The following is a 23,365-nucleotide window of genomic DNA, read 5'->3' on the forward strand; positions in this document are numbered from 1 at the left end:
AAAGGGTTCGAGCCTCATCCTCATCAGGTCGATCATGGGGGACTGTCTACATGGACCAACCGGCCCGGCGCCTCGGTCCATCGTCCACTTAGGTCCAGCGTCGACTTCAAGTAGACGACCAGTCCTGACTGCGGCGATCCAGTACGAGTACGCCGGTTTCCGGACGTCGTACGACGGCGTCAGGAGGGGCGGGTCATTGCGCTCCCGCCCGCCACTGCTGAGCCGTGCCCCCGGTCAGCGGCTCCAGCGACAGCCCGCCGCCCCTGTCCGGGGTGACCGCCGTCTCGATGGCGATCGCCGGGCGGATGACCCCGTCGGCGTCGACCGTGAAGCGCAGGTTGTCGCCGTTGTCGCCGTCGACCGAGTCGCACTCCCAGATGCCCACACCCCGGTCGACGGAACCGCGGCTGTCCAGGCAGTAGTCGGGGTCCGCGGCCGACTGCACGACACCGCGGCCGGTGTCGACGCGCCAGCGCTGGGTGGGGGCGGCGGTGCAGGGGGCGGTTATGACGTCGGTGCCTTTGTCGAAGTCGCCGGACACCTCCAGGCACCGGCCCGAGGCGGCGTTCACGACCTGGGCGTACGTGCCGTTCGGGGCGTGGGCCGTGGGGGAGGGGGACGGGCGGGGGCTGCGGCTCGGGGGCCGTGTCGTCGGGCTCGGGCTCCGCGTGGGAGACGGGGGCCTCCTGGAGGTCCGGGACGGCGACGGTGTCGCGGACACCGTCGCCGTGACCGTGATCGGCGGCGCGGTCGTGGGCGTGCCGGCGGCGCCCGCTGAACGGTGGTCCGCGGAGTCGCCCGAGGGCAGCATGAGGATCGCCAGGGGGACCAGGGCCACGCCGAAGGCCGCGGAGGCCAGCAGTAAGCGGCGGGACGGAGGGCGCCGCGCCCCCGTGCCGCCGGCGACGCCCCGGGGCTCGGGGCCCTGCCGGGTCGTGTACGCCGAACCGGACCAGGGCAGCAGGCCCTCCGCCAGGGCCGCGCGCGGGGTGTCCCGCAGGGTCGTCAGCTCCTCGTGTGCGGCCGTGCAATGCGGGCATTGCGCCATGTGCGCGTGCAGGTCGGGACTGTGGCGGGGGGCGTCCGCCCGCGTCGACTCCTCGATCAGGCGGCGGAAGTCCGCGCAGCGCGGGTCGTCGGAGGCGGCCAGGCGCGACCTGAGACAGGCTTGGGACATCGCCTGGAGGGCCTGCGTTGTGCCGTACACGACGTCCTGGGGAGCGAGGTCGAGGAAGGAGGCCGTGCGGCCCTCGGGCTCCTCGTCCACGACGGCGTACCAGAGGAGGCCCTGGGTGCGGGAGGGCAGGGTGTGGAACGCGGCCAGCAGGGGCGGCAGCGGGCCCCCCGGGGTGCCGGTGGTGTTCAGGACCAGCAGCAGGCCGGGGTCCAGGCCCGCGGAGCGGTCGTCGCGGGCCCAGGAGGCGGCCAGCCGGGCGGTCAGCAGCAGGAGGTGGTGGCGGAGCGGGACGCGGGGTTCCACACCGTGTGCCGTCTCGCGGGCCGCCGCCGTGAAGGTCTCGGCCACCAGCCGCCGGGCCGCCGACTCGCTCGTGGTGCACAGCCGGGCGTAGCCGAGGGCCGCCGGGCGGTGCCGTCGGTGGAGCTCCCGCAGCGCCGCGTAGGCGGTGGCGGTGTCGCCGCGCAGCAGTACGGTCAGCCGCGCGTCCGGCACCTCGCCGTACGGCCCGCGGTCCGCGTCCCCGGCAGTGTCGCCGCCCTGAGCCATCCTCGCCCCTCCTCGCCCGCCACCCGTCCCCAGTGCTGACGTACCAGCCAGTTTGGGGTGCCCACATGGTGGCGGAGGAGGCCCTCTTGGAAAAGGGAGTTACCTGAGGTAACTGAGCGGGGTTTCGGCGACCGGGAAGCGGGCCTCCGGAAGGATCGTTCCTCCACCGTCAGCCCCTTGCGCAACCGCACCAGCGTGCGCGACAGCAGCCGGGAGAGGTGGCCCCAGGATGCCGACAAGCCCCTCATCTGCCATGAAAGAGCAGGTGAGGGGCTTGTTCGTGCGGGCTTACTTCTTCTTGCCCTGGGTGTTGCCGGGAATCTTGGGGAGCTGGGTTTTGCTGGTCAGGGGCGGTGGGATCTTGCGCCTGGTGGTCGTCGTTGGTCGTCGTTGGTCATCATTGGCCACTGTCGAGCGGCCTCGGACGGCCCAGGGACGGCCTGAGATCGCTAAGCGCGCCGGACTCACCCAACGCGCGTTTCGGCATCACGCGCGCGTCTCCTTCGCCAAGGTCGCCGAGTACCAGAAGCGGGGCGCCGTCCACTTCCACGCGGTCATCCGCTTTGACGGCCCGGAGGGCGGCGACACGGCCCCTCCAGCCTGGGGCCTCCGCCGAGCTGCTGACCGACGTCCGAGAAGGCCGCGCTGATCTATCAGCACTCCGACGAGGAGCGTCAGGAAGAGGTCGCCGCCGGCCTCGACGCCATGGTCCAGAAGGCCCGCGAGGAGGCTGCCCGGAAGGCCGCCGAGAAGCGTTCTGGCACGAATCTGGCACGCGGCGAGTGATCACACCGGACAGCAAAAGGGCCCAGGTCTCTGACCTGGGCCTTCTTCGTGGAGCGGGTGACGAGAATCGAACTCGCGCTCTCAGCTTGGGAAGCTGATGTTCTACCATTAAACTACACCCGCGTAAGACGCCGACGGAGTCGGCGTCCGGACGGTCGCCACTTTACCTCATGTCAGGCTCCCGGTGTTCATGCCGTGGGGCCTGAGGGTTTTTCAGGCATGGATACCGACTGTGGGGTACCGGAGTTGGGGCGTACGGTGGGGTGTCGGCGAGGGCCCGGGCGGGACCGGAGTGCCGTCTGGAGGGCCGTCCCTTTGATCCCGTACTGTGGCTTTTGTCGTCAGGCAAGCAGTAGCCCGACGCGGCTCTTGGGGAAGGGACTCTTGGACTTGATGGAGCGCACCGTCGTCCGCTGTGCGGATGGGCACGTGTTCACCACCGCTTCGTTCCCGATGCAGCAGGCCGAGCGGCTCGGTCCGGGCCGGCTCCTGCGCTGTCCGCGGTGCGCGCGGCTTCGGAGTGTCGTGCCCGTCAGCTATCAGAAGCGGTAGCAGCACAAACGCGTACCAAGGCGCGCGGAGTCGTCCGGTTGCGGACGCTCCGCGCGCCTTGCGTATCCTCGGGGCGTGCTTCTCTCAGACAAGGACATCCGGGCCGAGATCGACGCCGGGCGGGTGCGGATCGATCCGTATGACGACGCGATGGTGCAGCCGTCGAGCATCGATGTGCGGCTGGACCGCTACTTCCGGGTGTTCGAGAATCACCGGTACCCCCACATCGACCCCTCCGTCGAGCAGGCCGATCTGACCCGGCTCGTCGAGCCGGAGGGGGACGAGCCGTTCATCCTGCACCTCCGGGAGTTCGTCCTCGCCAGCACCTACGAGGTCATCTCGCTGCCCGACGATCTCGCCTCCCGGCTGGAGGGGAAGAGCTCGCTGGGGCGGCTCGGGCTGGTCACGCACTCCACCGCCGGGTTCATCGACCCGGGCTTCAGCGGGCACGTGACCCTTGAGCTGTCCAACCTCGCCACCCTGCCCATCAAGCTCTGGCCGGGGATGAAGATCGGGCAGCTGTGCATGTTCCGGCTCAGCTCGCCCGCCGACTTCCCGTACGGCAGCGAGCGGTACGGATCGCGGTACCAGGGGCAGCGGGGGCCCACCGCCTCCCGGTCCTTCCTCAACTTCCATCGGACCCAGGTGTGAGCGGCCGGAGCATGGGTGACACGAGCGTGAGCGACGTACGGGAGAACCTCTCCTACGAGCAGTTCGGTGTCGCCGTGCGCGAGCTCGCGCAGGTCATCGCCGACGACGGGTACGAGCCCGACGTGGTGCTGAGCATCGCCCGCGGCGGCGTCTTCGTGGCCGGTGGGCTCGCCTACGCCCTGGACTGCAAGAACATCCATCTCGTGAACGTCGAGTTCTATACGGGCGTGGGGACGACCCTCGAGATGCCCGTCATGCTCGCCCCCGTCCCGAACGTGATCGACTTCTCCGAGAAGAAGGTGCTGATCACCGACGACGTCGCCGACACCGGCAAGACCCTCAAGCTGGTGCGCGACTTCTGCCTCGACACCGTCGCCGAGGTGCGCAGCGCCGTGATCTACGAGAAGTCCCAGTCGCTCGTGAAGTGCGAGTACGTCTGGAAGCGGACCGATCAGTGGATCAACTTCCCCTGGTCCGTCGAAGAGCCCGTGGTGCGGCGCGCCGGGCAGGTCCTCGACGCCTGAGAAGGACTGAGACAAGGACAGAGATGTGGAAAAAGGGGCTCCGGCTGGAGCCCCTTTCTTCGTGTGTGCCGATCTTCGTGTGCGCCGAAGCTCAGACCGTGCCCAGCTTCACGATCGACAGCAGCGCGATCAGCTGGATCGCCGACGCGCCCAGCGCCTTCGGCCAGGGCAGGTCGTGGGAGCGGCTGACCATGAGGGTCAGCAGCGCGCCGCCCGCGACCCAGGTGGCCCAGCCCAGCAGCTGGACGAACGTCGCGTCGCCGCCGGCGAACATCGCGAAGACCAGGCGGGGCGCGTCCGTCAGGGACATGATCAGCATGGACAGGCCGACCGTGGGCTGCCAGGCCCCGTCGCCGCCGAGCTGGCGGGCCAGGGTGTGGGTGACCACACCCAGGATGAACGCGCTCAGCACCATCGCGACGGCCGTCGTCAGGACGATGGGGATCGCGTTGGAGAGTGTGGCGTTTATCGCATCCTCGCGGGCGCCGTCGAAGCCGAAGACGGCGAGCAGGCCGTAGAGGAACGTCACGATGAGGGCCGGGCCCCACATCGTGTAGTCCCGCATCTGGAGGAAGGTCTGGTTGGGGGCGAGGACGATGCCCCTCAGCAGGGCTTTCCAGTGCAGGCGCGGGCCGACGGGGCCGGGTGCCGGGGCCGCCGCGCCGGCGCGGTAGGTGTCGCCCTGGTTGTAGGGGTCCTCGCCGACCGAGAAGGCCTGGGTGTGGCCCGGGTTGTTCGCCGCGTACGGGTCGTGCGGGCCCTGCGGTCCGGGCGGGTACGCGCCGTCGCCGAAGTACTCCGGCTCACCCTGGTCGCCGTAGCCGCCGCCGGGTCCGGCGTTCGGCTGCGGCCAGGTGGGGCCGCCGCCGTTGCCGTACGGCTGCTGCTGCGGGTACGGTCGCGGCGCCTGCGGGGAGCCGTACGACGGTCCCTGCGGCGTCTGCTGCCCGTACCGGGGGTTTTGCGGTCGCGTCTGAGGAGCGCCGTTGTTCCGGCCGCGTCCGATCCTGAATCCAGCCACGTCTTCGAACGTACCTGGTCCCCGGCGGTGGTGTGCCGGGCCCGGCCATCCGGGCCCGGCTTTGCGGCCGAGCTGTGACATCCCTTAAGGGGTAGGCCCCTTGAGTATCCGTGAGGGGTGAGGGTTCGGCCGTACGGGCCTCCCCGTGATCCCCACGAGGGCGTCAGTTCAGCATGTCCTGGCCCAGCCTCAGGTACCCGGTCGTCGACATGCCCAGGGAGCCGGGGCCGAAGCTGATCGCGTTCTTGCCCGTCACGCCGGAGGCCGTGCCGCGCAGGCTGTAGATCGCGCCGGAGGGGTGGTTCTCGCCGTCGGCGCCGACGGACAGGTCCGCCTTGCCGTCGCGGTTGAGGTCGGACAGGCGGACGGACGCGCCGAAGCGGTCGGCGGACTCCGCGGTGCCGGGGACACCCGCCGTGTTCTGGGTGAACGACTGGGCGCCGGTGCCGGTCATGCCGGCGGCCGAGCCGCGCAGCACGATGACGCTGCCCGCGATCTTGGCGGTGCCGATCGTCTCGTGGAGCACGCCGACGGCCACTTCCGCGTAGCCGTCGCCGTCGACGTCGGCGACCGACAGGTCGTTGCCGAACGCGTCCATCTCCTCGTCGGCGCCGGGGACTCCCGGGGTGTCCTGGTTGATCGTGGCCTGCGGCTGGGTGCGGACGCCGTTCGCGCCGCCGAGGTAGGAGACGACCGAGCCGCCGAGGCTCTTGCCGTTCGTCCCGGGGGCCGCGGTGACCACGTCGTCGTAGCCGTCGCCGTTGAGGTCGCCGACGGCGGCCAGCTCCCAGGCGTCGCTCTTGAGGAACGTCTGGAAGGTGAGACCGCCGGAGGCGGAACCCAGGTAGATCATGTTGCCGTCGGCATACGTCTCCGCGTCGCTGCCCGTGACCACCAGGTCGTCGGTGCCGTCGCCGTTGAGGTCGCCGGCGGCGAGGTCCCGGGCGCCGCTCAGGCCGCTGTTGGCCCGCAGGCCGGTGGCGAGCCCGTAGCGGGACGCCGCCCCGTCGGCCTTGGTGAAGCCCTGGTGGATCCAGACGTCGCTGCCGGTGCTGCCGACGGCGAGGTCGGGGCGGCCGTCCCCGCTGAAGTCGGCGACCGCGAGGGACATGCCGTACTCGTCGTGGGCGGACACGGCCGGGTCGGAGACGCCCTTGCCGCCGGACAGGCCGCTCTTGCCGCCCCAGACGACCGTGACGGAGCCGCCGTCGGCGTCGGAGCCGACGTCCTCGCCGGTGCTGCCGATCACGAGGTCGGCGTACCCGTCGGCGTTCAGGTCGCCGGAGGCGAGGGCCTTGCCGAACCGGTCGCCCTGCTCGGCGGTGCCGGGGATGCCGGCCGTGTCCTGGGTGAGGACGGTGCGGCGGGCGGCGCTGATGCCGTTCGCGGAGCCGTAGGTGACGACGACGGCGCCCGCGTCCGTCTTGCCGCCGACCGGGGCGTAGGGCGCGGCGAAGGCGAGGTCGCGGTAGCCGTCGCCGTTGAAGTCGTCGGCGTACTTCGCCGGCGCGGCGGAGGCGGGGGTGGTGAGGAGCACGGGGGTGACGCCGGTCGCCAGCAGGGTGGCGACCAGGGCGGTCGTGGTGGATCTGCGCATGCTGCTGTCTCCCTGGCCGGTCAGCCGATGAGGTTGGCGCCGAACGCGCCGTACGAGCGGGTCTGGCCGAGGCTGCCCGGCCCGAAGGAGCGGGCGCCGTCCGTGACGGGGCCGGTGGCCGAGCCGCGCAGGGCGGTGATGGCGCCGATGCCCTCGTCCTCGAAGCCGGCGGTGATGGTGAACTCGGCGTGGCCGTCCTTGGTGACGTCGGTCAGCAGGACCTCGGAGCCGAAGTAGTCCATGGCCTCGGCGGCGCCCGGGACACCGGCGGTGGCCTGGGTGAAGGTGCGGGCGCCGGTGCGCGAGACGCCGGCGGCCGAGCCGTTCATGAGGATCGTGGCGCCGGTGTCCTCGGTGGTGCCGACGTCCTCGAAGACGACGCCGATCGCGAGGTCGCCGTAGCCGTCGCCGTTGGTGTCGCCGATGGAGACGGAGCCGCCGAAGCCGTCGTTCGCCTCGTCGGCGCCGGGGACGCCCTCGGAGTCCTGGGTGAGCTCGGCCATGGGCGCGTCCCCGTTGACCGGGCCGCCCTCGGAGCCCCGGACGACGACGACCCGGCCGCCGAGGCTGCCGCTGTGGTCGTCCTCCTTCGAGAAGACGTTGCCGAGGGCGATCTCGTCGTAGCCGTCGCCGTCGATGTCGCCGAGCGCGAGGGAGGTGCCGCCGTTCAGGGCGCGGGGGACGGAGGTGTCCGGGCCGGTGGGGGAGCCGAGGTAGGCGACGCCCTTGGACCAGCTGCCCGACTCGTCCTCGTTCAGGCGGACGCGGTAGGTGAGGACCAGGTCCGAGCGGTTGTCGCCGTTGGTGTCGCCGGCCTTCATGGCGTCGACGCTGTACGCCGTCTCGGGCGTGCTGATCTTCTGGGCGGCGCCGGTGGTGCCGGTGGTGGTGAAGGGGCCGCGGATCACGTAGGCGTGGGACGAGCCGGTGCCGACGGCCAGGTCCGCCTTGCCGTCGCCGTCGAAGTCGCCCGCGGTCAGCAGCCGGCCCCAGTTGTCGTGGGCGGAGACCGCCGGGTCCTTGACCGTGGTGCCGTTCTTCAGGCCGCTCGCCGAGCCCCACAGCACGGTGACGGAGCCGCCGTCGCCGTCGGTGCCGACGTCCTCGCCGGAGGAGCCGACCGCCAGGTCGGTGTAGCCGTCGCCGTTGAGGTCGGCCACGGCGAGCGCGTCGCCGAAGGTGTCCTCGGCCTCGGCCTCGCCGGGCACCCCGGCGGTGTTCTGGCTGACCACGGTGCGCTTGGCCGGGTCGAGGCCGGTCGCGCCGCCGTAGACGACGGCGACGTAGCCGGCCATGCCCAGGCCGTCGACCTTGGCGTAGGGCGCGGCGAAGGCGACGTCCCCGTAGCCGTCGCCGTTGAAGTCGGCCTTGGGGCCGGTGGCGGGTGCGGCGGTGGCCGTCGTCGTGGGCAGGGCGGTGAGCAGGCCGGTGGTGAGGGTCGCGGCCAGGAGGAGGGTGCGTCTGCGCATCGGAGTCCCCGTTGTCGTCAGGAGGTGTGATCGAGAGCTGCGGTCGAGAGCTGCGATCAGGAGTTGCGATCAGGAGTTGCGATCAGGAGTTGAGTGCCGTGCCGTAGCCCGGTGCGCCGGCCGTCGAGATGCCCGTCGTGCCCGGGCCGAAGCTCGTCGAGCCGGTGGCCGTCGGGCCGGTCGCCGTACCGCGCAGGGACCAGACCGCGCCGTCGCCCGCGTTCTCGCCCGGCGCGGTGACGGACAGGTCGGCGCGGCGGTCGCCGGTGTGGTCGGTCAGCGTGACGCGCTCGCCGAACCGGTCGCCCTTCTCCGAGGCGCCGGCCACACCCGCGGTGTTCTGCGAGTACGACGTCGCGCCCTTGGTGGTCAGGCCGGACGCCGAGCCGTACAGGACGGTGACCGCGCCGGCGGCGGAGTTCTCGCCCGCGGCGCCGATCGCCAGGTCGGCGTAGCCGTCGCCGTTGACGTCGCCGAGACAGACGCCGCTGCCGAAGCGGTCGCCCTTCTCGGAGGCGCCGGGCACCCCGGCGGTGTCCTGGGTGAGGACGAGCGGGGCACGGCCCGTGTCGCGGCCGCCCGGTCCGCCGTAGACGACCGTGACCTTGCCGCCGAGCGCGCCCGAGGGGTCGGCGGAGGTCTCGCGGTCGTTGCCGACGGCGATGTCGGCGTAGCCGTCCTTGTCGACGTCGCCGACGGACGAGACGTACCCGCCGGGCAGGTCCTGGAGCCAGTCGTTGTAGTTGCTGATCTCCATGTCGGCCAGGGCGGTGGCGGCGTCGTCGGTGCCCGCGGTGCGGCCGTGCAGGACCACCCAGGGGTGGCCGCCGCTGCCGGTGACGCGGCCGGAGGAGAGGTGGGTGATGCCGTACGAGGTGGACCACCAGTCGTTGCGCGATCCGGAAGCCCCGTTGTTCGCACCGGTCTTGGTGATCGGGCCGTTGATGAGCGTGAGGGTGATGGGGCCCGTGGAGCCGACCGCCACGTCGAGGTCGCCGTCGTTGTCGAAGTCGCCGGCGGCGAGCGACTGTCCGTAGCGGTCGTAGTCGCGGTCGAACGGGCTGTACAGCCGAACGGGCGCCGCTCAGCCCCGGACTTGGCCGCCCCCAGACGACCGGTGACGGTGCCGTTGTTGGTGTCGTACGCGTTCCTCGCCGGGGCACGCCGATCAGCAGGTCGGCGTAGCCGTCGGTGTTCAGGTCGGCGGAGGCCAGGGCGGAGCCGAAGGCGTCGTCGGCCTCGGCGGCGCCGGGCATGCCGGCCGTGTCCTGGGTCAGGAGCGTGCGCGTCGAGCTCTTCGGCCCGCTGGTGCTGCCGTAGACGACGGACACGGCGCCCGCCTTCGCCTTCCCGGAGACGGTGGCGCCCGGCGCGCCGATCGCGAGGTCGATGCGGCCGTCGCCGTTGAAGTCGTACGGGGCGGCGGCGGTGACGGCGTGGGCGGCGGGTGCGGTGAGGGCCGGGGTGAGCGGGGTGAGGGCCGCGACGAGGAGCGCGGCGCTGCGCAGACGCATGGGTTTCCTTGTTGTGTGGCGGGGCTGACGGGACGTCACTGCGCGGTGGCCCAGGCGAAGTTGGCGCTGCCCTTGAGGGAGACGTCGCGGGCCGAGAGGAACTTCGAGCCGGAGGTGGTCAGGCCGGAGGCGGTGCCGCGCAGGACGGTGACCGCGCCGTAGCCGTTCTCGTAGCCGGCGCCGCTGACCAGGTCGGCCTTGCCGTTCTTGTCGAGGTCGACGAGGCGCACGGTCATGCCGAAGGCGTCCATCGTCTCGTTGCTGCCGGGGACGCCGGCGGTGTCCTGCGAGTAGGACTTGGCGCCCTTGCCGGTCAGGCCGGAGGCCGAGCCGAACAGGATGGTCACCGAGCCGGCGTCCTCGACCGTGCCGATGTCCTCGGCCCAGGCGCCGACGGCGATGTCGGCGTAACCGTCGCCGTTGACGTCGCCCGCGCTGAGCGCCGATCCGAAGAGATCGCCGTTCTCGCCGGCGCCGGGCACGCCCGTGGTGTCCTGGTGGATGACGGTCGGCGTCTGCGCCGGGTCGGGGCCGGTGGGGCCGCCGTACCAGACGGTGATCTGGCCGCCCTTGTGGCCGCCGGGCTTTGCGGCACGCGGGTCCTGGTAGTCGCCGAGGACGAGGTCGCCGTAGCCGTCGCCGTTGACGTCGGCGATCGTGCCCTCCTCGCCGTCGGCCTGCGGGAGGTAGGTGCGGGCGTACTTGGTGCCGGTCCAGCGGTGGTAGCTGATCTCGCCGCCCTCGTCGCCGTCGACGAGGAACGGGTAGACGCGTTCGGCCGCGCCGTCGCCGCTCATGTCACCCGCGAACACCTCGTACGTCGATCCGAACTCGCTGAGGCCGGTGTGACTGGTCGGGCCGGTCGTACGGTTGAACGGGCCCCTGTAGAGGCGGGTGTGGCTCTGCCCGGTGATCGTCACGTCCGTCGCGCCGTCGCCGTCGAAGTCGCCGGTCGCGACGCCGGAGGAGAAGCCGCCCCACTCGGAGAGGGTGGACGGCTGGGGCAGGCCCTTGCCGCCTGACAGGCCGGACTTGCCGCCCCAGATGACGGTGGCCGAGCCGACGCCGTCCCGGTCGCCGATGGCCTCGTACTGGGCGCCCACGACCAGGTCGGAGTAGCCGTCGCGGTCCAGGTCGGCGGCGGCGAGGCTGCTGCCGAAGCGGTCGTCGGACTCGGCGGCGCCCGGGACGCCGGGGGAGTTCTGCGTGATCACGGTCTTCCTGGCCGCCGAGACACCGGACGACGACCCGTACAGCACGACGACGGCACCGGCGCTCTGCACCGAGCCGACGTCGGCGCCCATGGCGCCGATGGCGATGTCCCGGTATCCGTCGCCGTTGAAGTCGCCGGCGAGGCCGGAGGGGGCGGCGGTCGCCGGGGAGGAGACGGTGAGGAGGCCGGTGGTGAGGGTGGCGACCAGGAGAAGGGTGCGCTTGCGCAAGGAGGGGCTCCGGGTGGGGAAGGGGCCGGACCGGTGAGGGGCGGGCCCCGGGGGATGCGGGTGGCTTGGTGGGTGCGAGGGCGACGGCTCAGCCGATGCGACGACGACGGATCAGCCGATGCGAGGACGAAGGATCAGTCGCCGCGAGGACGACGGATCAGTCACCGCGAGGGCGGCTCAGTCGCCGAAGTTCGCGCCGAAGTTCGCGCCGAAGTTCGCGCCGAAGTTCGCGCCGAAGTTCGGGTAGCCCGTGGTCGAGCCGCCCGAGGCGCCGGGGGAGACGGTGCGGGAGCCCGTGGCGGTGAGCAGCGTGCCCGTCAGTGTGCCCGTCAGCGCGGCCGCGGCGCCGGGCGCCAGGGCGAGCCGCAGGCGGGGGCGCCGGACGGGGTGGGCGTGCGCGTGCGCGTGCGGGCGCCTCGGGCGCTCGTGCTGCTGCATGCGGGTCTCCTGCTGCATGCGGGGGATGCCTGGCGGACATCCACAGTCGATGGAGGGCCGGACCGTCCGTGTTCGCCGGGGGTTGTCCGGGCGTTCACGGGTGGTCGGCGATCAGGAGACCTGTGTGGGGACGTAAGGGTTGTACGTGAGTTCGGTTAATTTTCGAGGCTGTTGGGACTGGGCCGGATCAGCCGGCGGGCGCCGGGCGGTACCGCACGTCCCGAGATCGGGGAGCCCGGGAAGGCGCCGGTCATTCTCTCCGTGGCGGCACCGGTGAAGAGGGGCGTTGTTCGACGTGTGCGCTCTTCCCTTGCTCGGGAGGCGTTCCAGCCGAATGTGTCCGGAAGGGACCGGACGGAGGCCGTGGGAAGGGTATGGGCGCCGGGCAGGGGGAACCACGTCTTGAGTCCTGTCCCGACCGGAGCGGAGACGAGCGATGGCCACCACGACGGGCGAGGCCCAGGCCGGCATGGCACAGCCGGCGAGCATCCAGTTGCCGGGCATCGTGCTCGGGGTGGGGATGGGCGGCTTCGTCGACGGCATCCTGCTCCACCAGCTCCTGCGGTGGCATCACATGCTCTCCAGCACCAACGAGGACCACATCGGGGTGAAGTACTACAACCCCCACACCGTCTCGGGCCTGGAGATGAACACTCTCTGGGACGGCGTCTTCCACACCGTGTGCTGGCTCGCGGTCCTACTCGGCCTCGCCGTCCTGTACTCGCGGGTCACCCACAACCGGCTGCGCGTGTGGACCTCCCGGGTGCTGTGGGGCTGGATGCTCGTCGGCTGGGGCTTGTTCAACCTCGTCGAAGGCGTCCTGGACCATCACATCCTGGGCATCCACCACGTCTACGCCGGGGACGGCCAGGTCTGGTGGGACATCGGATTCCTCGTCCTGGGCGCCCTGCTGGTGGCCGGCGGCTACCTGCTCCAGCGCAGCGGCCGGCCCTTCGACCCCGACGCCTCCACCCCGCGTGAGGGCCGCAGCGCCTGATGGACCACGACATGCCCGCACACGGGCAAGAGGCGGGCAGCAGCCTCCTGGAGTGGCTGCTGCCCCGCGCTCGTCCTCCTGGCCGTCGCCGGTGCCTATCTGCTGCTCGTTCGCCGGGCCCGCCGTCGCAATCCGGCCCTGGGCTGGAGCCGGTGGCGGACCGGGTGGTTCCTGGGCGGGATCCTCCTGCTCGGCGTGGCGCTGCTGCCGCCCGTCGCCCCTTTCGCCCACGAGGACTTCCGGGGGCACATGGTGCAGCACATGCTGATCGGTATGTACGCGCCGCCCGCGCTGGTTCTGGCCGCCCCGGTCACGCTCCTGCTGCGCACCCTGCCGGCGGCCAGTGGACGGCGGCTGACCTCGGCGCTGCACAGTCCGCCCGCGCGGGTGGCCGCCCATCCGGCGGTCGCGCTGGCGCTGTCGACGGGCAGCCTCGCGGTCCTCTACTTCACCCCGCTGTACAACGCGACCATGGGTAATGCGGCAGCGCACTGGCTGCTGCACGCGCACTTCCTGATGTCCGGGTGCCTGTTCGCCTACGTCATTGCCGGACCCGACCCGGCCCCCGCCCGACCGGGTGTGCGGGCGCGGCTGTGCTACCTCGGCGTCGCGATCGCCGCGCACGCGGTGATCTCCCAGCTGATGTACGGCGGGTTCTGGGTCGACGTCCATGCGTCGATCGTCCAGGTGCAGGGGGGCGCGGAGATCATGTACTACGGCGGTGACATCGCCGAGCTGCTGCTGGCCGCCGCTCTGGTCGCCACCTGGCGACCGGAACCCCGGCGCGCGGGCCGTGGGGCGTCGGTGACCGCCTGACCTGGCGCGCGGTGTGGTGGCCGGTGCCGGGACCGGCTGCCTCCGGGGCAGCCGGCGAGGTCGGCCAGGTTGGCGTCGAGGCCGGTGGTGTGGGGCTGGTTGTGGGGGAGTTCGGCGAGGATCTCGACCATGCCGCAGGTGACGGTCACATGGGTGCTCATCACCTTCGACCAGCAGTGTCAGGAGTTGCCGCTCGTAACGAATGGTGCATCGAGTGGCGGTGCCGCCCCGGTGTCGGGACGGCACCACGGTGCTACGGCGCCGGATCGAACGTCACGGTGGTGTCGGGGCAGGATTGCGCGAGTCGGGTGAGGGCCTCGAACTCGACGTCGTCGGCGGCGAGACCCCAGCGGAGCTTGGTCGCGACCCATTCCGAGGTGTACCGGCACGTGACGCCTGGGGCCGGCGGCAGCCACTCGGCCGGATCCTTGTCGGCTTTGCTGCGGTTCGAGGCCGCCGTGACCGCGATGAGGGAGGTCTGGGCGTCGAGGTCGTTGGCGTACGCCTCACGCCGCGGGGCAGTCCACTGCGATGCCCCGGAATCCCACGCCTCGGCGAGCGGCACCATGTGGTCGACGTCCAGTGCGGAGGCCTCGGTCACCCACCGGGCGTCGTAGTACGACCACCACCGCCCCCCGGAGAGCCTGCAGCCGGCCAGGACCTCGGGCGGGTCGACCGCCTCGGAGATGAGCACCTCCGCCCGCGTGTTGCAGCCGTCGGTGGGGTTCTGGCCCGCGTTCCAGTGCCTGAAGCTCGTGCGCTGGTAGCCGTCCCGCACCTCCTCCGCGAGGGGGAGGACGCCGACCGCGGTCGCCAGCGGGAGAGTGCTCGGCTCGGCGGCCCGGCCGTGGGCCTGGGCCGGAGTGGGTGCCAGTAGGGGAAGGGCAACGAGTGCGGCCGCGAGCGCGGCCCGCCTGAGGTTTTTGATCACGCAGCGCAGAATCGATTACGCATACGTCGTTCGAGGGGCTCGACTCGAACTGATGAGCCGTATGGGCGCGCGGGTTCACCGGGCAGGTGTTCTAGGGGTAACCCTGTCGAGGGAGGCCCGTGCCGGCGCCCGTGCAAGACATCGACGCCCCCTGACCGATGACTCGGAACAGGGGACGTCGGAATCGCTCGGGATCGTGAGACTCCTGAGCGGCGGGGTCACACGTTCAGCAGCTTCTCCGAGGGCGCGCGGTGCCGCCCCTTGGGCAGGGCCGTCTTCGCCGTCAGGCCCCGGGACTGCCACGCGTTGTCGCGGAGCTTGAACAGGGCCCAGTAGCGGGTCGGGCAGAGCAGCACGAGGTTCATGAACACGGCCGCCGGGGTGCCGACGAGCCACGAGTGCCAGCGCTGGCGGGCGGTCATGTCCGGGCGCATGAGCACGTAGAGCCCGGACTGGCCGAAGCGGACCACCAGGTACACGGCGAGATACACCAGGGCGACGCCGGGGTTGTGGTAGCGGCCGCCCAGGGTCAGGAACGTCATGATGACGGTCCAGGCCAGCATCACCGGGGTGATGACGAGCTGGAGCAGGCCGAACGTCGGCGATATCAGCTGCTTCAGCGAGAGCCGCGCGTACACGAACGGCAGCATCCACCACCACGACCGGGCCCAGCGCAGCCGCTGCCGGTAGGTCTTCTTCAGCGTCGTGGGCATGTCGGTGACGACACCGGCCTCGTTGACGGCGACGACCTCGCCGCGCATCAGGGCCCGCAGCGCCAGCCAGCGGTCGTCACCCGTGCCGCACTCCACCTCGTAGGCGTCGAGGTGGTCGTAGAGCAGCTCGGCCCGGTAGAGGGCGAGGGCCCCCGAGGTCGTCTCCAGGGCTCCGAGCATGGACCGCGAGGAGCGCATCATCACGCACGAGGTGCCGATGTCGATGTCCGCGGCTCGGGAGACCCAGGTCTCCTCGAAGTTGCGGATGTAGATCATGCCGGTGGTGGCCTGGATCCGCGGGTTGCTCATGGCCCGGAGCTGCTGTTCGAGCGCGTCCGGGAAGGGCTCGCCGTCGGAGTCGATGGTGAGGATGTAGTCGAACTGCTTGTTCTGTTCCTGAAGGTGCCGGAGCACGGTGACCTGGGCCCCGCGCTTGCCCTTGTTCTCCTGCCAGTGCCAGAAGACCCGGGGGTGGTCGAAGGGCTCGACGGGGTGCTGCCGCGAGCCGTCGTCGATCACGTGGATCTCGTCGACCGGGTGCGTCTGCGCCAGCAGCGACCGCACCGTGCGGTGCAGGTTCTCGGAGGGTTCCTCGAAGGCCGGGATGATCGCCACGGTCCGGCCCGGAGCCACCGGGAGGTGGGTGAAGGACCGGCCCTTCAGGAACGAGACCAGGCAGAGCACGATCACCGACATGCCCAGCCACCAGTAGAAGGTGAGGATCGGGCTCTTCGACTGGAGGTGCACCACCACGGTGGCGGCTGCCAGAGCCGCCACCACCACGCCCGTCACGACGGTGAACCTCACCCGTGACGCACGGGCGCGCGCGGCGCTCAAGCGGTCACCCGCTTGCCGCGGGTCGCCGTGCGGAAGACCGCCACACCGCCGAGCACGAAGAGCATCGCCGCCAGCACGATCCACCCGAGGGCCGTCCCGCCCGTGGCCGCCAGGGCAGCTCCACCCGTGGCGGTACCGATCGCCGCTCCCACACCGTTCTGTCCGTACATGTTGTTCCCTCTTTCCTGCGTGGCTTTTCCGTGCGGCTCTCTCTAGAGCCGTTCGATGTGGGGTGCCGCGGCCATGACGCCACGGGTGTCGAGCACGTAGGCCGCCTCGTCGGCGAGCCGGGCGAGGTCGAACTCGTCGTGCGGAGTGAGCAGGACGACGGCGTCGAAGTCGGCGACGCGAACTCGCTGCTCGGTGGCCGTGAAGGGGATCTCCCGGCAACTCCCGTCCGTCACCGGCAGATAGGGGTCCACGACCGTGACGTCCGCCCCCATCGCCCGCAACCGGTCGGTGACCTCGACGGCCGGCGACTGCCGGGCGTCCGACGTGCCCGGCTTGTAAGCCGCCCCCAGCGCAAGGATCCGCGCCCCGCTCACGCTCCGCCGGAACCGTCGGCTCAGGGCGTCCTGGAGGCGGCGCACCACGTAGTCCGGCTGGCTCTCGTTGATGTCCTGGGCCAGCTCGATGAGCCGGAAGGTCTGTCCGTGCCGGGCCTTGACGTGGTGGCTGAGGTAGACCGGGTCGATGGGCAGGCAGTGCCCGCCGACACCCGGCCCGGGCAGGAACTTGGTGAAGCCGAACGGCTTGGTCGCCGCCAGCTCCAGCGTGTGCCAGACGTCCACGCCCAGAGTGTGGGCCATCCGCGAAAGCTCGTTGACCAGCGCGATGTTGACGTGCCGGTAGGTGTTCTCGAAGACCTTGGCGAGCTCGGCCTCCTCGAGCCCCGAGGCGGGCACGGTGACGTCGGTGACGGAGTCGTAGAACTCCTTCACGCGCGCCAGACACCCCTCGGTCATCCCGGCGACGATCTTCGGCGTGTTCTCCAGCCGCCAGTCGGCGTTGCCCGGGTCGATGCGCTCGGGGCTGAACCCGACGTGGAAGTCGCGCCCGGCGACGAGGCCGGAGCCCTCTTCCAGCAGCGGGACGAGCACGTCACGGGTGGTGCCCGGGTGGGTGGTGGACTCGAGCACGACGGTGGCGCCCGGCTCGATCCACTGGGCGAGCGCGCGACCGGCGTCCCGTACACAACTCAGGTCGGGCGCCCGGTCGGTCAGCGGAGTGGGCACGGTGATGACGGCGACGTCGAAGCCCTTGAGGTCCTGCGGGTCGGAAGTGGCGCGGTACGCACCCGAGGCCGACACGGCCTGGAGCCGGCTGGACGGGATGTCCTCGACGTACGACGACCCTGCCGCCAGCGCCTCGCAACGCGTCGGGTCGGGCTCGTAACCGGTCACGGTGTGACCGGCCTCTGCGGCCCTCACGGCCAGGGGCAGGCCGACATAGCCCTGCCCCAGCACACATATGTGCATGGTGGTTTCCTCACCTTGAGCCGGCCCGTGCGCGGACGCTGGGCCGGGAAAAACGGCGCCCCTGAAGTGCGGTTGCCTGTTCCTGAAGCAGGCGACCGCGGCGTCGGGTACTGCGGGTACTGCATGGAGCGGGCGTGGGAACGTCACCACCACCGCCGCGTCACCGGTCTGCCCGGGCCCCCTGCCCGAACATGCGCGAAGCGCAACCAGTGATCTTCACAAACCCCCCTCATTTGTGGACCTTCATAGTTCAATAAAGATTCGCTAGGCGGAACCCCTTTTACTGATTCGATACCTGTGAAGTGTGGAGAAGCGAGCGCGGGTTGAAGGGTGACGCTTGGTCAAGTCCCTGCTGGGAAGCTTCGCCCGAGGGAGATGATCTTCATATTTCACGGGTGTGCGGAGTTGTGCGGCGCATCTCGGCAGGTGCATTCGCGAATATCGCGCGCCCCCACGTGCGCCCCCGCACCACCCCTCCGCGCACTGGCGCCGTTACCCGCGGTTATCCCAGGCAGATCCAGGTGGAGCGCAGGAAGATCAGCCAGATCTCAGGCAGGCGGCGTCAACCGCAGAGGAGCTGCGCCACCGACCTGCTGAAATCGCCGGCCGCGAGCGCCTCGGCCGGGATCGTGAAGTACAACGTCCCGGCGTCACCCCAGCCCCACCCCAACTCGGTGTCCTCGGCGAGCTGGAGCAGATGGACGGCCGCCGCGCCGTCGGAGTCCCGGGACGACACCTGCAAGGTGTGCGAGGTGTCCGGCCAGCCGAAGGCACAATGCGTGCCGGCGGTGTTCCCGTCCAGGTCCGCCATCTCGCTGAGGATCAGCGAGGCCGCTCCCCAGTGCTGATCCCGGTCGAACTCCACGTCCTCGTCCTCCACGTCCCAGCAGTCGGGGAGCATCGTCACCTCGACCGCGTGGACGGGCGTCGCCGCGTAACTCCTCGCGGGCCGGGGGGCCGTCACCGCGACTGCCCGTGCCGGGTCGGCGGGAACGACGCGCCACACTCCGGGCTGGTACACGTCCAGCTTGCGGTACTCCTCGTACGGCAGGTCCGGGTCCAGGTAGAAGAAGTTCAGCAGGCCGGGCCGTACGGGCAGTTCGGCGCCCAGCCAGGGGGCGAGAGCATCCGTGTCCAGAACGGCGTGCAGGGACAGCGGAACGCCGCTCAACGCAGGCCAGAGAGTCCCCGGTTCGAGGAGAGCGGAACCGCCGAGCCGGCACCGGCCTGTCGCCCGGACCCCGTCTGCCGCCGGGATCAGCCGAAAGCCGCGACGGGCCATGGCGGCGAACTGCCGGCCGGTCTTCTCGCCGAGCCGCTGTGCGCACACGTCGTTCAGGCTGCCGGGATCGTCGAACCGCATGCCAGGATCTTGCCAACCCCCGGCCGGCCACGGCCACCTCGGGTGGGTAGGGACCACGCGGACTGTCCGCGGACGCGTGGAGGGCGGGACAGGTGGAGGGCGGGGCAGATGGACGACGTGCAACGGTGTCTGGACGGGAGCGGGGGCGCCGGTGATCCGTGGTCGCGGGTGGACGCCGACCGGCTGGCACGCGCCGTGAAGGAACAGGCCGGGCGCACCGTCCCAGGTGTCCGGACCATGAGTTCCTACCTGGCCTCCCAGGTCCACGACGTCTCCCATCGGGAGGTGCTGGGGCCCCTGCTCGACGGGCAGGGGGCGAGCGGTGTCGTGGTGCGGCGCGGCGTGGTGCTCGCCACCTGGGGAGACCCGGAGCGGACGGAGATGGCCTTCAGCGCCACCAAGAGCGTCCTGTCCCTGGTGGCCGGGCTGGCCTTCGACGACGGGCTGCTCCGGCTGGACGAGCCCGTGTGCCGCTCGGTCGACCTGCCGCAGTTTGGCGACGCCCACGCACAAAAGATCACCTGGCGGCACCTGCTGGACCAGTCCAGCCAGTGGGAGGGCGAGTTGTGGTCCAAGCCCACCTGGGTCGACGCCCAGAGCACCCGCGAGGGAACGGAGTCGGCCGGCGGGCCGCCCGGAGCGGGCTGGGCCTACAACGACGTCCGAGTGAACCTGACCGCCCTCGCGCTCACCGTCCTGCTCCGCCGACCGCTGCCCGAGGCACTGCGCGAGCGGATCATGGCACCGATCGGCGCCTCGTCCGGCTGGTCCTGGCACGGCTACGCCGACTCCGTGGTCGAGATCGACGGCCGACGTGTCCCCGTGGTGTCCGGCGGCGCGCACTGGGGCGGCGGACTGTGGATCAGCGCCCTCGACCTGGCCCGGATCGGGCAACTGTGCCTGCGGGGCGGGCGCTGGGACGGGCGCCGGCTGCTGTCCGCCGGGTGGATCGAGGAGATGTGGCGGCCCTGCCCGGTCAAGCCCGACTACGGGCTGTCGTGGTGGCTGAACGACCACCGCACGGTCTGGCCCGGCGCTCCCTCCACCGGGCGCTGCGCCCGGGGCAACGGCGGGGGTCACCTGCTCTGGGTCGACCCCGCACGGGACCTGGTGGTGAGCTCGCGCTGGGGAGCGGAGGTCGAGTCGCTCCTCGCCGAGGTGTCCGCCGCGATCACGCCATGACGTGCACCGCCACGGTCCTTGCAACTCGCACCGCTGCGGGAACCGTGGTCCGGTGAGGGGCATGCCTTCTCGGCGGACGTCGCCGACGCGAAACGTGGTTGCTTCCGCGCACACTTCGACAAGGCGGAGTCGTTCCGCGCGGCGACGTCCTCGGAGGTCATGCGGGTAGCCCGCTGACGTACTGCTCCGGCCGGGTCGCTACGGCAGTGCCGTGGGGTCGCCCGGGCGGTCGTCGCGCGCACCGGACCCGGCGCCGGTGGCAGCGGGCCGGACCCGCTGACGGACCAGGGCGATCACCACGACGAGCGCCGCGACGAGCAGCGACAGCAGCACGGTCTCCCGCCCGTCGTGCTCGGTGTCGGTGAGCATGTAGCCCAGCACGAACACGATCAGCGCGGCCGTGGCCCAGGTCAGGTACGGGTACAGCCACATCTTCACGACGAGCTTCTCCGGCGCCTCGGCCTGGATGATCTTCCGCATCCGCAGCTGCGAGAAGCAGATCACCAGCCAGACGAACAGGGCGACCGCTCCCGAGGAGTTCACGAGGAACAGGAAGACGGAGTCCGGGAACTTGTAGTTGAAGAAGACGGCGATGAAGCCGAACAGGACGGACACGAGGATCGCCGTGCGCGGCACGCCGCGCGAGGTGGTGCGGGCGAACGCCTTCGGGGCGTCGCCGCGCTGGCCGAGCGAGAAGGCCATGCGGGAGGCGGTGTAGAGGCCGGAGTTGAGACAGGACAGCACGGACGTCAGCACGATGAAGTTCATGATCTGGCCGGCGTGCGCGATGTCGAGCGAGTCGAGCGCGGCGACGTAGGAGCCCTTGTCGGTGATGGACTTGCTGTCCCACGGGAGCAGGGAGACCACGACGAGGATCGAGCCGAGGTAGAAGACGGCGATGCGCCAGATGACGCTGTTGGTCGCCTTCGTGACCGCACGCTGCGGGTTCTCCGTCTCGCCGGCGGCGAGCGTCACGATCTCGCTGCCCATGAAGGAGAAGACGACGAGCAGCATGCCGGTGAGGATGGATCCGGGCCCGTGGGGCAGGAAGCCGCCGTGCGCGGTGAGGTTGCTCAGTCCTGCTTGCTCGCTGTCGACACCGGGAAGCAGCCCGAAGACGGCCAGTCCGCCGATGACGATGAACGCGGCGATCGCGACGACCTTGATCCCGGCGAACCAGAACTCGAACTCGCCGTACGACCCGACGGAGACCAGGTTGGTGGCGGTCAGCACCAGCATCACGATCAGCGCCCAGCCCCACTGCGGCACCGCCGGTATCCAGCCCTCCAGGATCTTCGCCCCGGCGGTCGCCTCGACCGCGAGCACGACGACCCAGAAGAACCAGTAGAGCCAGCCGATGGAGAAGCCGGCCCAGCGGCCCAGCGCGCGGTCGGCGTGCGCGGAGAAGGAACCGGAGGTCGGGTTGGCGGCCGACATCTCGCCCAGCATCCGCATCACCAGCACCACGAGCGTGCCGACGAGGGCGTAGGAGAGGAGGATGCCGGGGCCGGCGGTGGCGATGCCGGAGCTGGACCCGACGAAGAGGCCGGCTCCGATGACACCGCCGATGGCGATCATCGACAGATGCCGGTTCTTGAGCCCGGCCTGCAGCCCGGCCGAGGGTGGATTCTGGTCGTGGGTGCCGGGTGACACCCTCTTCTCGTTCGTCGTGCTCATGAGCGTCCTCGACTAGGGGTCCGGAGATACGAGCGCCAGCCGCGTCCGGCCGACGGCACGGGCGGGCGAAGGGAGGGCGAAATGGGGGAGGTGACGGGGTACGGCCGCGTTGCCGCAAGCCAAGCCCTGGATCCGGCGCACCTGCGTGATCTCGTGGCGACAGGTGAACTGCGGTTTCCGCACGGGGCGGGTGATGTGAGACGGCCGGGGTCACACCGGGATGTGGCGGCTCTCCGGATGCCTCATGGCCAGCAAGGCTATGGACGGCCTTCGAAATCCGTACATGCTCCATTGTGGAGGGCGGTGGATCGGGGCTTGTCCGGAGTGGAGCACGAGGCGCAACTAGGGCACGTATCGATTCGTGATCAATCTGCGGGATGTGCCTTTGTGGCACGGTCTGGGCCGGTAGACCCGGAGCGGGAGTTCATCGAGCCGTACCTGCCGATCGGCGTGACGCCGGGGGCTTCAGGCCCTGCTGGAGGGCCTGATCGCGGAAGCTGCGAAGCGCGGTGAGGTGGACCTGTCCTTGGTCAGGGCAGTGGAGGCGGTAGGCCCGTCAGTCACGACACCGAGCTCCACAAGGAGCGGAACACCGTCGAGCGGGCGATCAACAGGATGAAGGCATGGCGAGGCATCGCCACCCGCTACGACAAGACCCCGGGGAGCTACCTCGGCGGACTCCACCTCCGGGCCTCCGTGATCCGGGGTGGCTGATCCACGCCGCCCCGCGGGCACCGCTTGCTCTACGCGGGCTGCTTCTCCGCGACGACATCAAGCTGCTCGATCGTGGGCTCCTCGAAGAGCTCGCCCGTGTTCTCACCGAGCGCTTGGGCGACCTCACCCGACAGGTGCGCCTGGCGCCCGTCGTCGTCGGGAAAGGCGTCGAAGATCCCGAACGACGAGGGTCCGAACTGGATTCCGAACCATCTGACGGTCTTGGGCTCCCCTTCGACGATCGCCAGCCCCTGGTTCAAGAAGTCGCGGACGTCGTCTTCCCTGCCGGGCAGTGCTTCGAGGCGTACCAGAACCGCTTTGCTGACCGGTGTTGCCATCTTGGGTCTTTCTCCTTTGCTCGGTTCGCGCTGTCGCGATGATCAGAACGCGAACGGCGCTGCGGTGGGTGCAACTGGGCCGCTCAACGCCGGTGCCTGCCGTTCATCGCGTGCTCCTCTCCGGGGACGAGGCTGGATCGCCGCCATCGAACCGTTGGATCCATCTCTTCCGCCGCGCGTTCCTGGCGTCGCCTCACACAAAACCCAGTCTGCGGGCGACCATCGTCCGATTCGTGGACCAGGCGGCGACTTCCTTGGGTAATCCGCCCTAACGGCCGAGGCGGCCCGAGCCGGGCCTGATCAAGAAGCTCTCCGCCGGGCGTCCCGCATGACGGTCGGAGCGACGGACTGCGGACAGCCACGGGAACCCAGACGTTGGTGGCCGATCTGGTGGCCTGGCCCCTCATCCGCATGCGCCGGCGCAGTGCGGTGGGGGTGTCGTCGTAGCTGCGGCGCCCTTCCAAACACCTACGTCCAGGAGCGTGATGCGGGCGTCCGTGCCGTACTTGGCCTCGGCGAGCCAGGGACAGACCTCCCGGCGACGACATGCTTCCGAACGCCGGCGAGGTCCACTCCGCTTTCTCGCCGAGCGTCTGGCC

19 protein-coding genes, 1 tRNA gene and 4 pseudogenes are annotated in these 23,365 nt (G+C 70.7%); 7 read left to right on the forward strand and 17 right to left on the reverse strand.

Going from position 1 to position 23,365, the window contains the following annotated elements:
- Nucleotides 1–193: 193 nt before the first annotated feature.
- Nucleotides 194–1,726: an RICIN domain-containing protein gene (locus SSQG_RS20580; protein WP_003991751.1), complete on the reverse strand. Its 1,533-nt coding sequence runs from the start codon at nucleotides 1,724–1,726 to the stop codon at nucleotides 194–196.
- Nucleotides 1,727–2,162: 436 nt separating this feature from the next.
- On the opposite strand from SSQG_RS20580, the pseudogene SSQG_RS42805 reads away from it, so the two are divergent.
- Nucleotides 2,163–2,373: pseudogene (locus SSQG_RS42805) on the forward strand (replication initiator); the annotation flags it as partial.
- A gap of 188 nt (nucleotides 2,374–2,561) precedes the next feature.
- Here the strand turns inward: SSQG_RS42805 and SSQG_RS20590 are convergent.
- Nucleotides 2,562–2,635, reverse strand: a tRNA-Gly gene (locus SSQG_RS20590).
- A 504-nt stretch (nucleotides 2,636–3,139) separates the two neighbouring features.
- On the opposite strand from SSQG_RS20590, the gene dcd reads away from it, so the two are divergent.
- Nucleotides 3,140–3,715, forward strand: a complete 576-nt coding sequence (gene dcd, locus SSQG_RS20595; RefSeq protein WP_003991754.1) for a dCTP deaminase — start codon at nucleotides 3,140–3,142, stop codon at nucleotides 3,713–3,715.
- 11 nt (nucleotides 3,716–3,726) lie between these two features.
- Nucleotides 3,727–4,239, forward strand: coding sequence for a phosphoribosyltransferase (locus SSQG_RS20600; protein ID WP_039933241.1), 513 nt, complete (start codon nucleotides 3,727–3,729; stop codon nucleotides 4,237–4,239).
- Nucleotides 4,240–4,330: 91 nt separating this feature from the next.
- On the opposite strand, the gene SSQG_RS20605 is transcribed toward SSQG_RS20600, so the two are convergent.
- From SSQG_RS20605 to SSQG_RS41015, 8 genes and pseudogenes are all read right to left on the reverse strand, one after another.
- Entirely contained in the window at nucleotides 4,331–5,341 is a 1,011-nt protein-coding gene (locus SSQG_RS20605) for a Yip1 family protein (RefSeq protein ID WP_003991756.1), read from the reverse strand.
- Nucleotides 5,342–5,423: 82 nt separating this feature from the next.
- Nucleotides 5,424–6,857 carry a VCBS repeat-containing protein gene (locus SSQG_RS20610; RefSeq protein ID WP_003991757.1) on the reverse strand — a complete coding sequence of 478 codons (1,434 nt, stop codon included), beginning with the start codon at nucleotides 6,855–6,857 and terminating at the stop codon, nucleotides 5,424–5,426.
- A gap of 20 nt (nucleotides 6,858–6,877) precedes the next feature.
- Entirely contained in the window at nucleotides 6,878–8,326 is a 1,449-nt protein-coding gene (locus tag SSQG_RS20615; RefSeq protein ID WP_003991758.1) for an FG-GAP repeat domain-containing protein, read from the reverse strand.
- An 82-nt stretch (nucleotides 8,327–8,408) separates the two neighbouring features.
- Nucleotides 8,409–9,311: an FG-GAP repeat protein gene (locus SSQG_RS38245; RefSeq protein ID WP_003991759.1), complete on the reverse strand. Its 903-nt coding sequence runs from the start codon at nucleotides 9,309–9,311 to the stop codon at nucleotides 8,409–8,411.
- Between the two features lie 9 nt (nucleotides 9,312–9,320).
- Nucleotides 9,321–9,395: pseudogene (locus SSQG_RS44040) on the reverse strand (hypothetical protein); the annotation flags it as partial.
- A gap of 115 nt (nucleotides 9,396–9,510) precedes the next feature.
- Nucleotides 9,511–9,840, reverse strand: a pseudogene (locus SSQG_RS42815) (integrin alpha); the annotation flags it as partial.
- 35 nt (nucleotides 9,841–9,875) lie between these two features.
- Nucleotides 9,876–11,282: an FG-GAP-like repeat-containing protein gene (locus SSQG_RS20630; RefSeq protein ID WP_003991760.1), complete on the reverse strand. Its 1,407-nt coding sequence runs from the start codon at nucleotides 11,280–11,282 to the stop codon at nucleotides 9,876–9,878.
- A 177-nt stretch (nucleotides 11,283–11,459) separates the two neighbouring features.
- The gene (locus tag SSQG_RS41015) at nucleotides 11,460–11,720 is read right to left on the reverse strand and encodes a hypothetical protein (RefSeq protein ID WP_039933247.1); all 261 of its coding nucleotides are present in this window, start codon (nucleotides 11,718–11,720) and stop codon (nucleotides 11,460–11,462) included.
- Nucleotides 11,721–12,156: 436 nt separating this feature from the next.
- Here SSQG_RS41015 and SSQG_RS20640 point away from each other — a divergent pair, with 436 nt between their 5' ends.
- Nucleotides 12,157–12,717 carry a DUF2243 domain-containing protein gene (locus SSQG_RS20640; protein WP_039933250.1) on the forward strand — a complete coding sequence of 187 codons (561 nt, stop codon included), beginning with the start codon at nucleotides 12,157–12,159 and terminating at the stop codon, nucleotides 12,715–12,717.
- A 138-nt stretch (nucleotides 12,718–12,855) separates the two neighbouring features.
- Nucleotides 12,856–13,533 (forward strand): cytochrome c oxidase assembly protein, encoded by a 678-nt coding sequence (locus SSQG_RS20645; protein WP_244299508.1) that lies wholly within the window; start codon nucleotides 12,856–12,858, stop codon nucleotides 13,531–13,533.
- 253 nt (nucleotides 13,534–13,786) lie between these two features.
- On the opposite strand, the gene SSQG_RS20650 is transcribed toward SSQG_RS20645, so the two are convergent.
- The 5 genes from SSQG_RS20650 to SSQG_RS20665 form a co-directional block, all read right to left on the reverse strand.
- Nucleotides 13,787–14,464: an HNH endonuclease family protein gene (locus SSQG_RS20650; RefSeq protein ID WP_003991764.1), complete on the reverse strand. Its 678-nt coding sequence runs from the start codon at nucleotides 14,462–14,464 to the stop codon at nucleotides 13,787–13,789.
- A 218-nt stretch (nucleotides 14,465–14,682) separates the two neighbouring features.
- The gene (locus SSQG_RS20655; RefSeq protein WP_244299190.1) at nucleotides 14,683–15,969 is read right to left on the reverse strand and encodes a glycosyltransferase family 2 protein; all 1,287 of its coding nucleotides are present in this window, start codon (nucleotides 15,967–15,969) and stop codon (nucleotides 14,683–14,685) included.
- A 41-nt stretch (nucleotides 15,970–16,010) separates the two neighbouring features.
- Entirely contained in the window at nucleotides 16,011–16,184 is a 174-nt protein-coding gene (locus tag SSQG_RS41435) for a hypothetical protein (RefSeq protein ID WP_003991766.1), read from the reverse strand.
- A 42-nt stretch (nucleotides 16,185–16,226) separates the two neighbouring features.
- The gene (locus SSQG_RS20660; RefSeq protein WP_003991767.1) at nucleotides 16,227–17,492 is read right to left on the reverse strand and encodes a nucleotide sugar dehydrogenase; all 1,266 of its coding nucleotides are present in this window, start codon (nucleotides 17,490–17,492) and stop codon (nucleotides 16,227–16,229) included.
- Nucleotides 17,493–18,054: 562 nt separating this feature from the next.
- Nucleotides 18,055–18,855: a DUF1963 domain-containing protein gene (locus SSQG_RS20665; RefSeq protein ID WP_003991768.1), complete on the reverse strand. Its 801-nt coding sequence runs from the start codon at nucleotides 18,853–18,855 to the stop codon at nucleotides 18,055–18,057.
- 108 nt (nucleotides 18,856–18,963) lie between these two features.
- On the opposite strand from SSQG_RS20665, the gene SSQG_RS20670 reads away from it, so the two are divergent.
- On the forward strand, nucleotides 18,964–20,037 hold the full coding sequence (locus SSQG_RS20670; RefSeq protein ID WP_106434193.1) for a serine hydrolase domain-containing protein: 1,074 nt from the start codon (nucleotides 18,964–18,966) through the stop codon (nucleotides 20,035–20,037).
- A gap of 198 nt (nucleotides 20,038–20,235) precedes the next feature.
- On the opposite strand, the gene SSQG_RS20675 is transcribed toward SSQG_RS20670, so the two are convergent.
- Nucleotides 20,236–21,714: an amino acid permease gene (locus SSQG_RS20675; protein ID WP_003991770.1), complete on the reverse strand. Its 1,479-nt coding sequence runs from the start codon at nucleotides 21,712–21,714 to the stop codon at nucleotides 20,236–20,238.
- Nucleotides 21,715–22,245: 531 nt separating this feature from the next.
- On the opposite strand from SSQG_RS20675, the pseudogene SSQG_RS41440 reads away from it, so the two are divergent.
- Nucleotides 22,246–22,428, forward strand: a pseudogene (locus SSQG_RS41440) (IS5/IS1182 family transposase); the annotation flags it as partial.
- A gap of 29 nt (nucleotides 22,429–22,457) precedes the next feature.
- On the opposite strand, the gene SSQG_RS20685 reads toward SSQG_RS41440, so the two are convergent.
- Nucleotides 22,458–22,766 (reverse strand): putative quinol monooxygenase, encoded by a 309-nt coding sequence (locus tag SSQG_RS20685; protein WP_003991772.1) that lies wholly within the window; start codon nucleotides 22,764–22,766, stop codon nucleotides 22,458–22,460.
- Between the last annotated feature and the right edge of the window lie 599 nt (nucleotides 22,767–23,365).

The sequence above is a fragment of the Streptomyces viridochromogenes DSM 40736 genome, from assembly GCF_000158955.1.
Taxonomy (GTDB): Bacteria; Actinomycetota; Actinomycetes; order Streptomycetales; family Streptomycetaceae; genus Streptomyces; species Streptomyces venetus.

What these genes read in the sequence shown, in the direction of transcription:
- SSQG_RS20660 (WP_003991767.1), bottom strand. Translation starts at nt 17,492, where the DNA reads ATGCACATATGTGTGCTGGGGCAGGGCTATGTCGGCCTGCCCCTGGCC.
- SSQG_RS20675 (WP_003991770.1), bottom strand. Translation starts at nt 21,714, where the DNA reads ATGAGCACGACGAACGAGAAGAGGGTGTCACCCGGCACCCACGACCAG.
- SSQG_RS20670 (WP_106434193.1), top strand. Translation starts at nt 18,964, where the DNA reads ATGGACGACGTGCAACGGTGTCTGGACGGGAGCGGGGGCGCCGGTGAT.
- SSQG_RS20615 (WP_003991758.1), bottom strand. Translation starts at nt 8,326, where the DNA reads ATGCGCAGACGCACCCTCCTCCTGGCCGCGACCCTCACCACCGGCCTG.
- SSQG_RS20685 (WP_003991772.1), bottom strand. Translation starts at nt 22,766, where the DNA reads ATGGCAACACCGGTCAGCAAAGCGGTTCTGGTACGCCTCGAAGCACTG.
- SSQG_RS20605 (WP_003991756.1), bottom strand. Translation starts at nt 5,341, where the DNA reads ATGTCACAGCTCGGCCGCAAAGCCGGGCCCGGATGGCCGGGCCCGGCA.
- SSQG_RS20665 (WP_003991768.1), bottom strand. Translation starts at nt 18,855, where the DNA reads ATGCGGTTCGACGATCCCGGCAGCCTGAACGACGTGTGCGCACAGCGG.
- SSQG_RS20610 (WP_003991757.1), bottom strand. Translation starts at nt 6,857, where the DNA reads ATGCGCAGATCCACCACGACCGCCCTGGTCGCCACCCTGCTGGCGACC.
- SSQG_RS20640 (WP_039933250.1), top strand. Translation starts at nt 12,157, where the DNA reads ATGGCCACCACGACGGGCGAGGCCCAGGCCGGCATGGCACAGCCGGCG.
- SSQG_RS20600 (WP_039933241.1), top strand. Translation starts at nt 3,727, where the DNA reads ATGGGTGACACGAGCGTGAGCGACGTACGGGAGAACCTCTCCTACGAG.
- SSQG_RS41435 (WP_003991766.1), bottom strand. Translation starts at nt 16,184, where the DNA reads ATGTACGGACAGAACGGTGTGGGAGCGGCGATCGGTACCGCCACGGGT.
- SSQG_RS20580 (WP_003991751.1), bottom strand. Translation starts at nt 1,726, where the DNA reads ATGGCTCAGGGCGGCGACACTGCCGGGGACGCGGACCGCGGGCCGTAC.
- SSQG_RS41015 (WP_039933247.1), bottom strand. Translation starts at nt 11,720, where the DNA reads ATGCAGCAGCACGAGCGCCCGAGGCGCCCGCACGCGCACGCGCACGCC.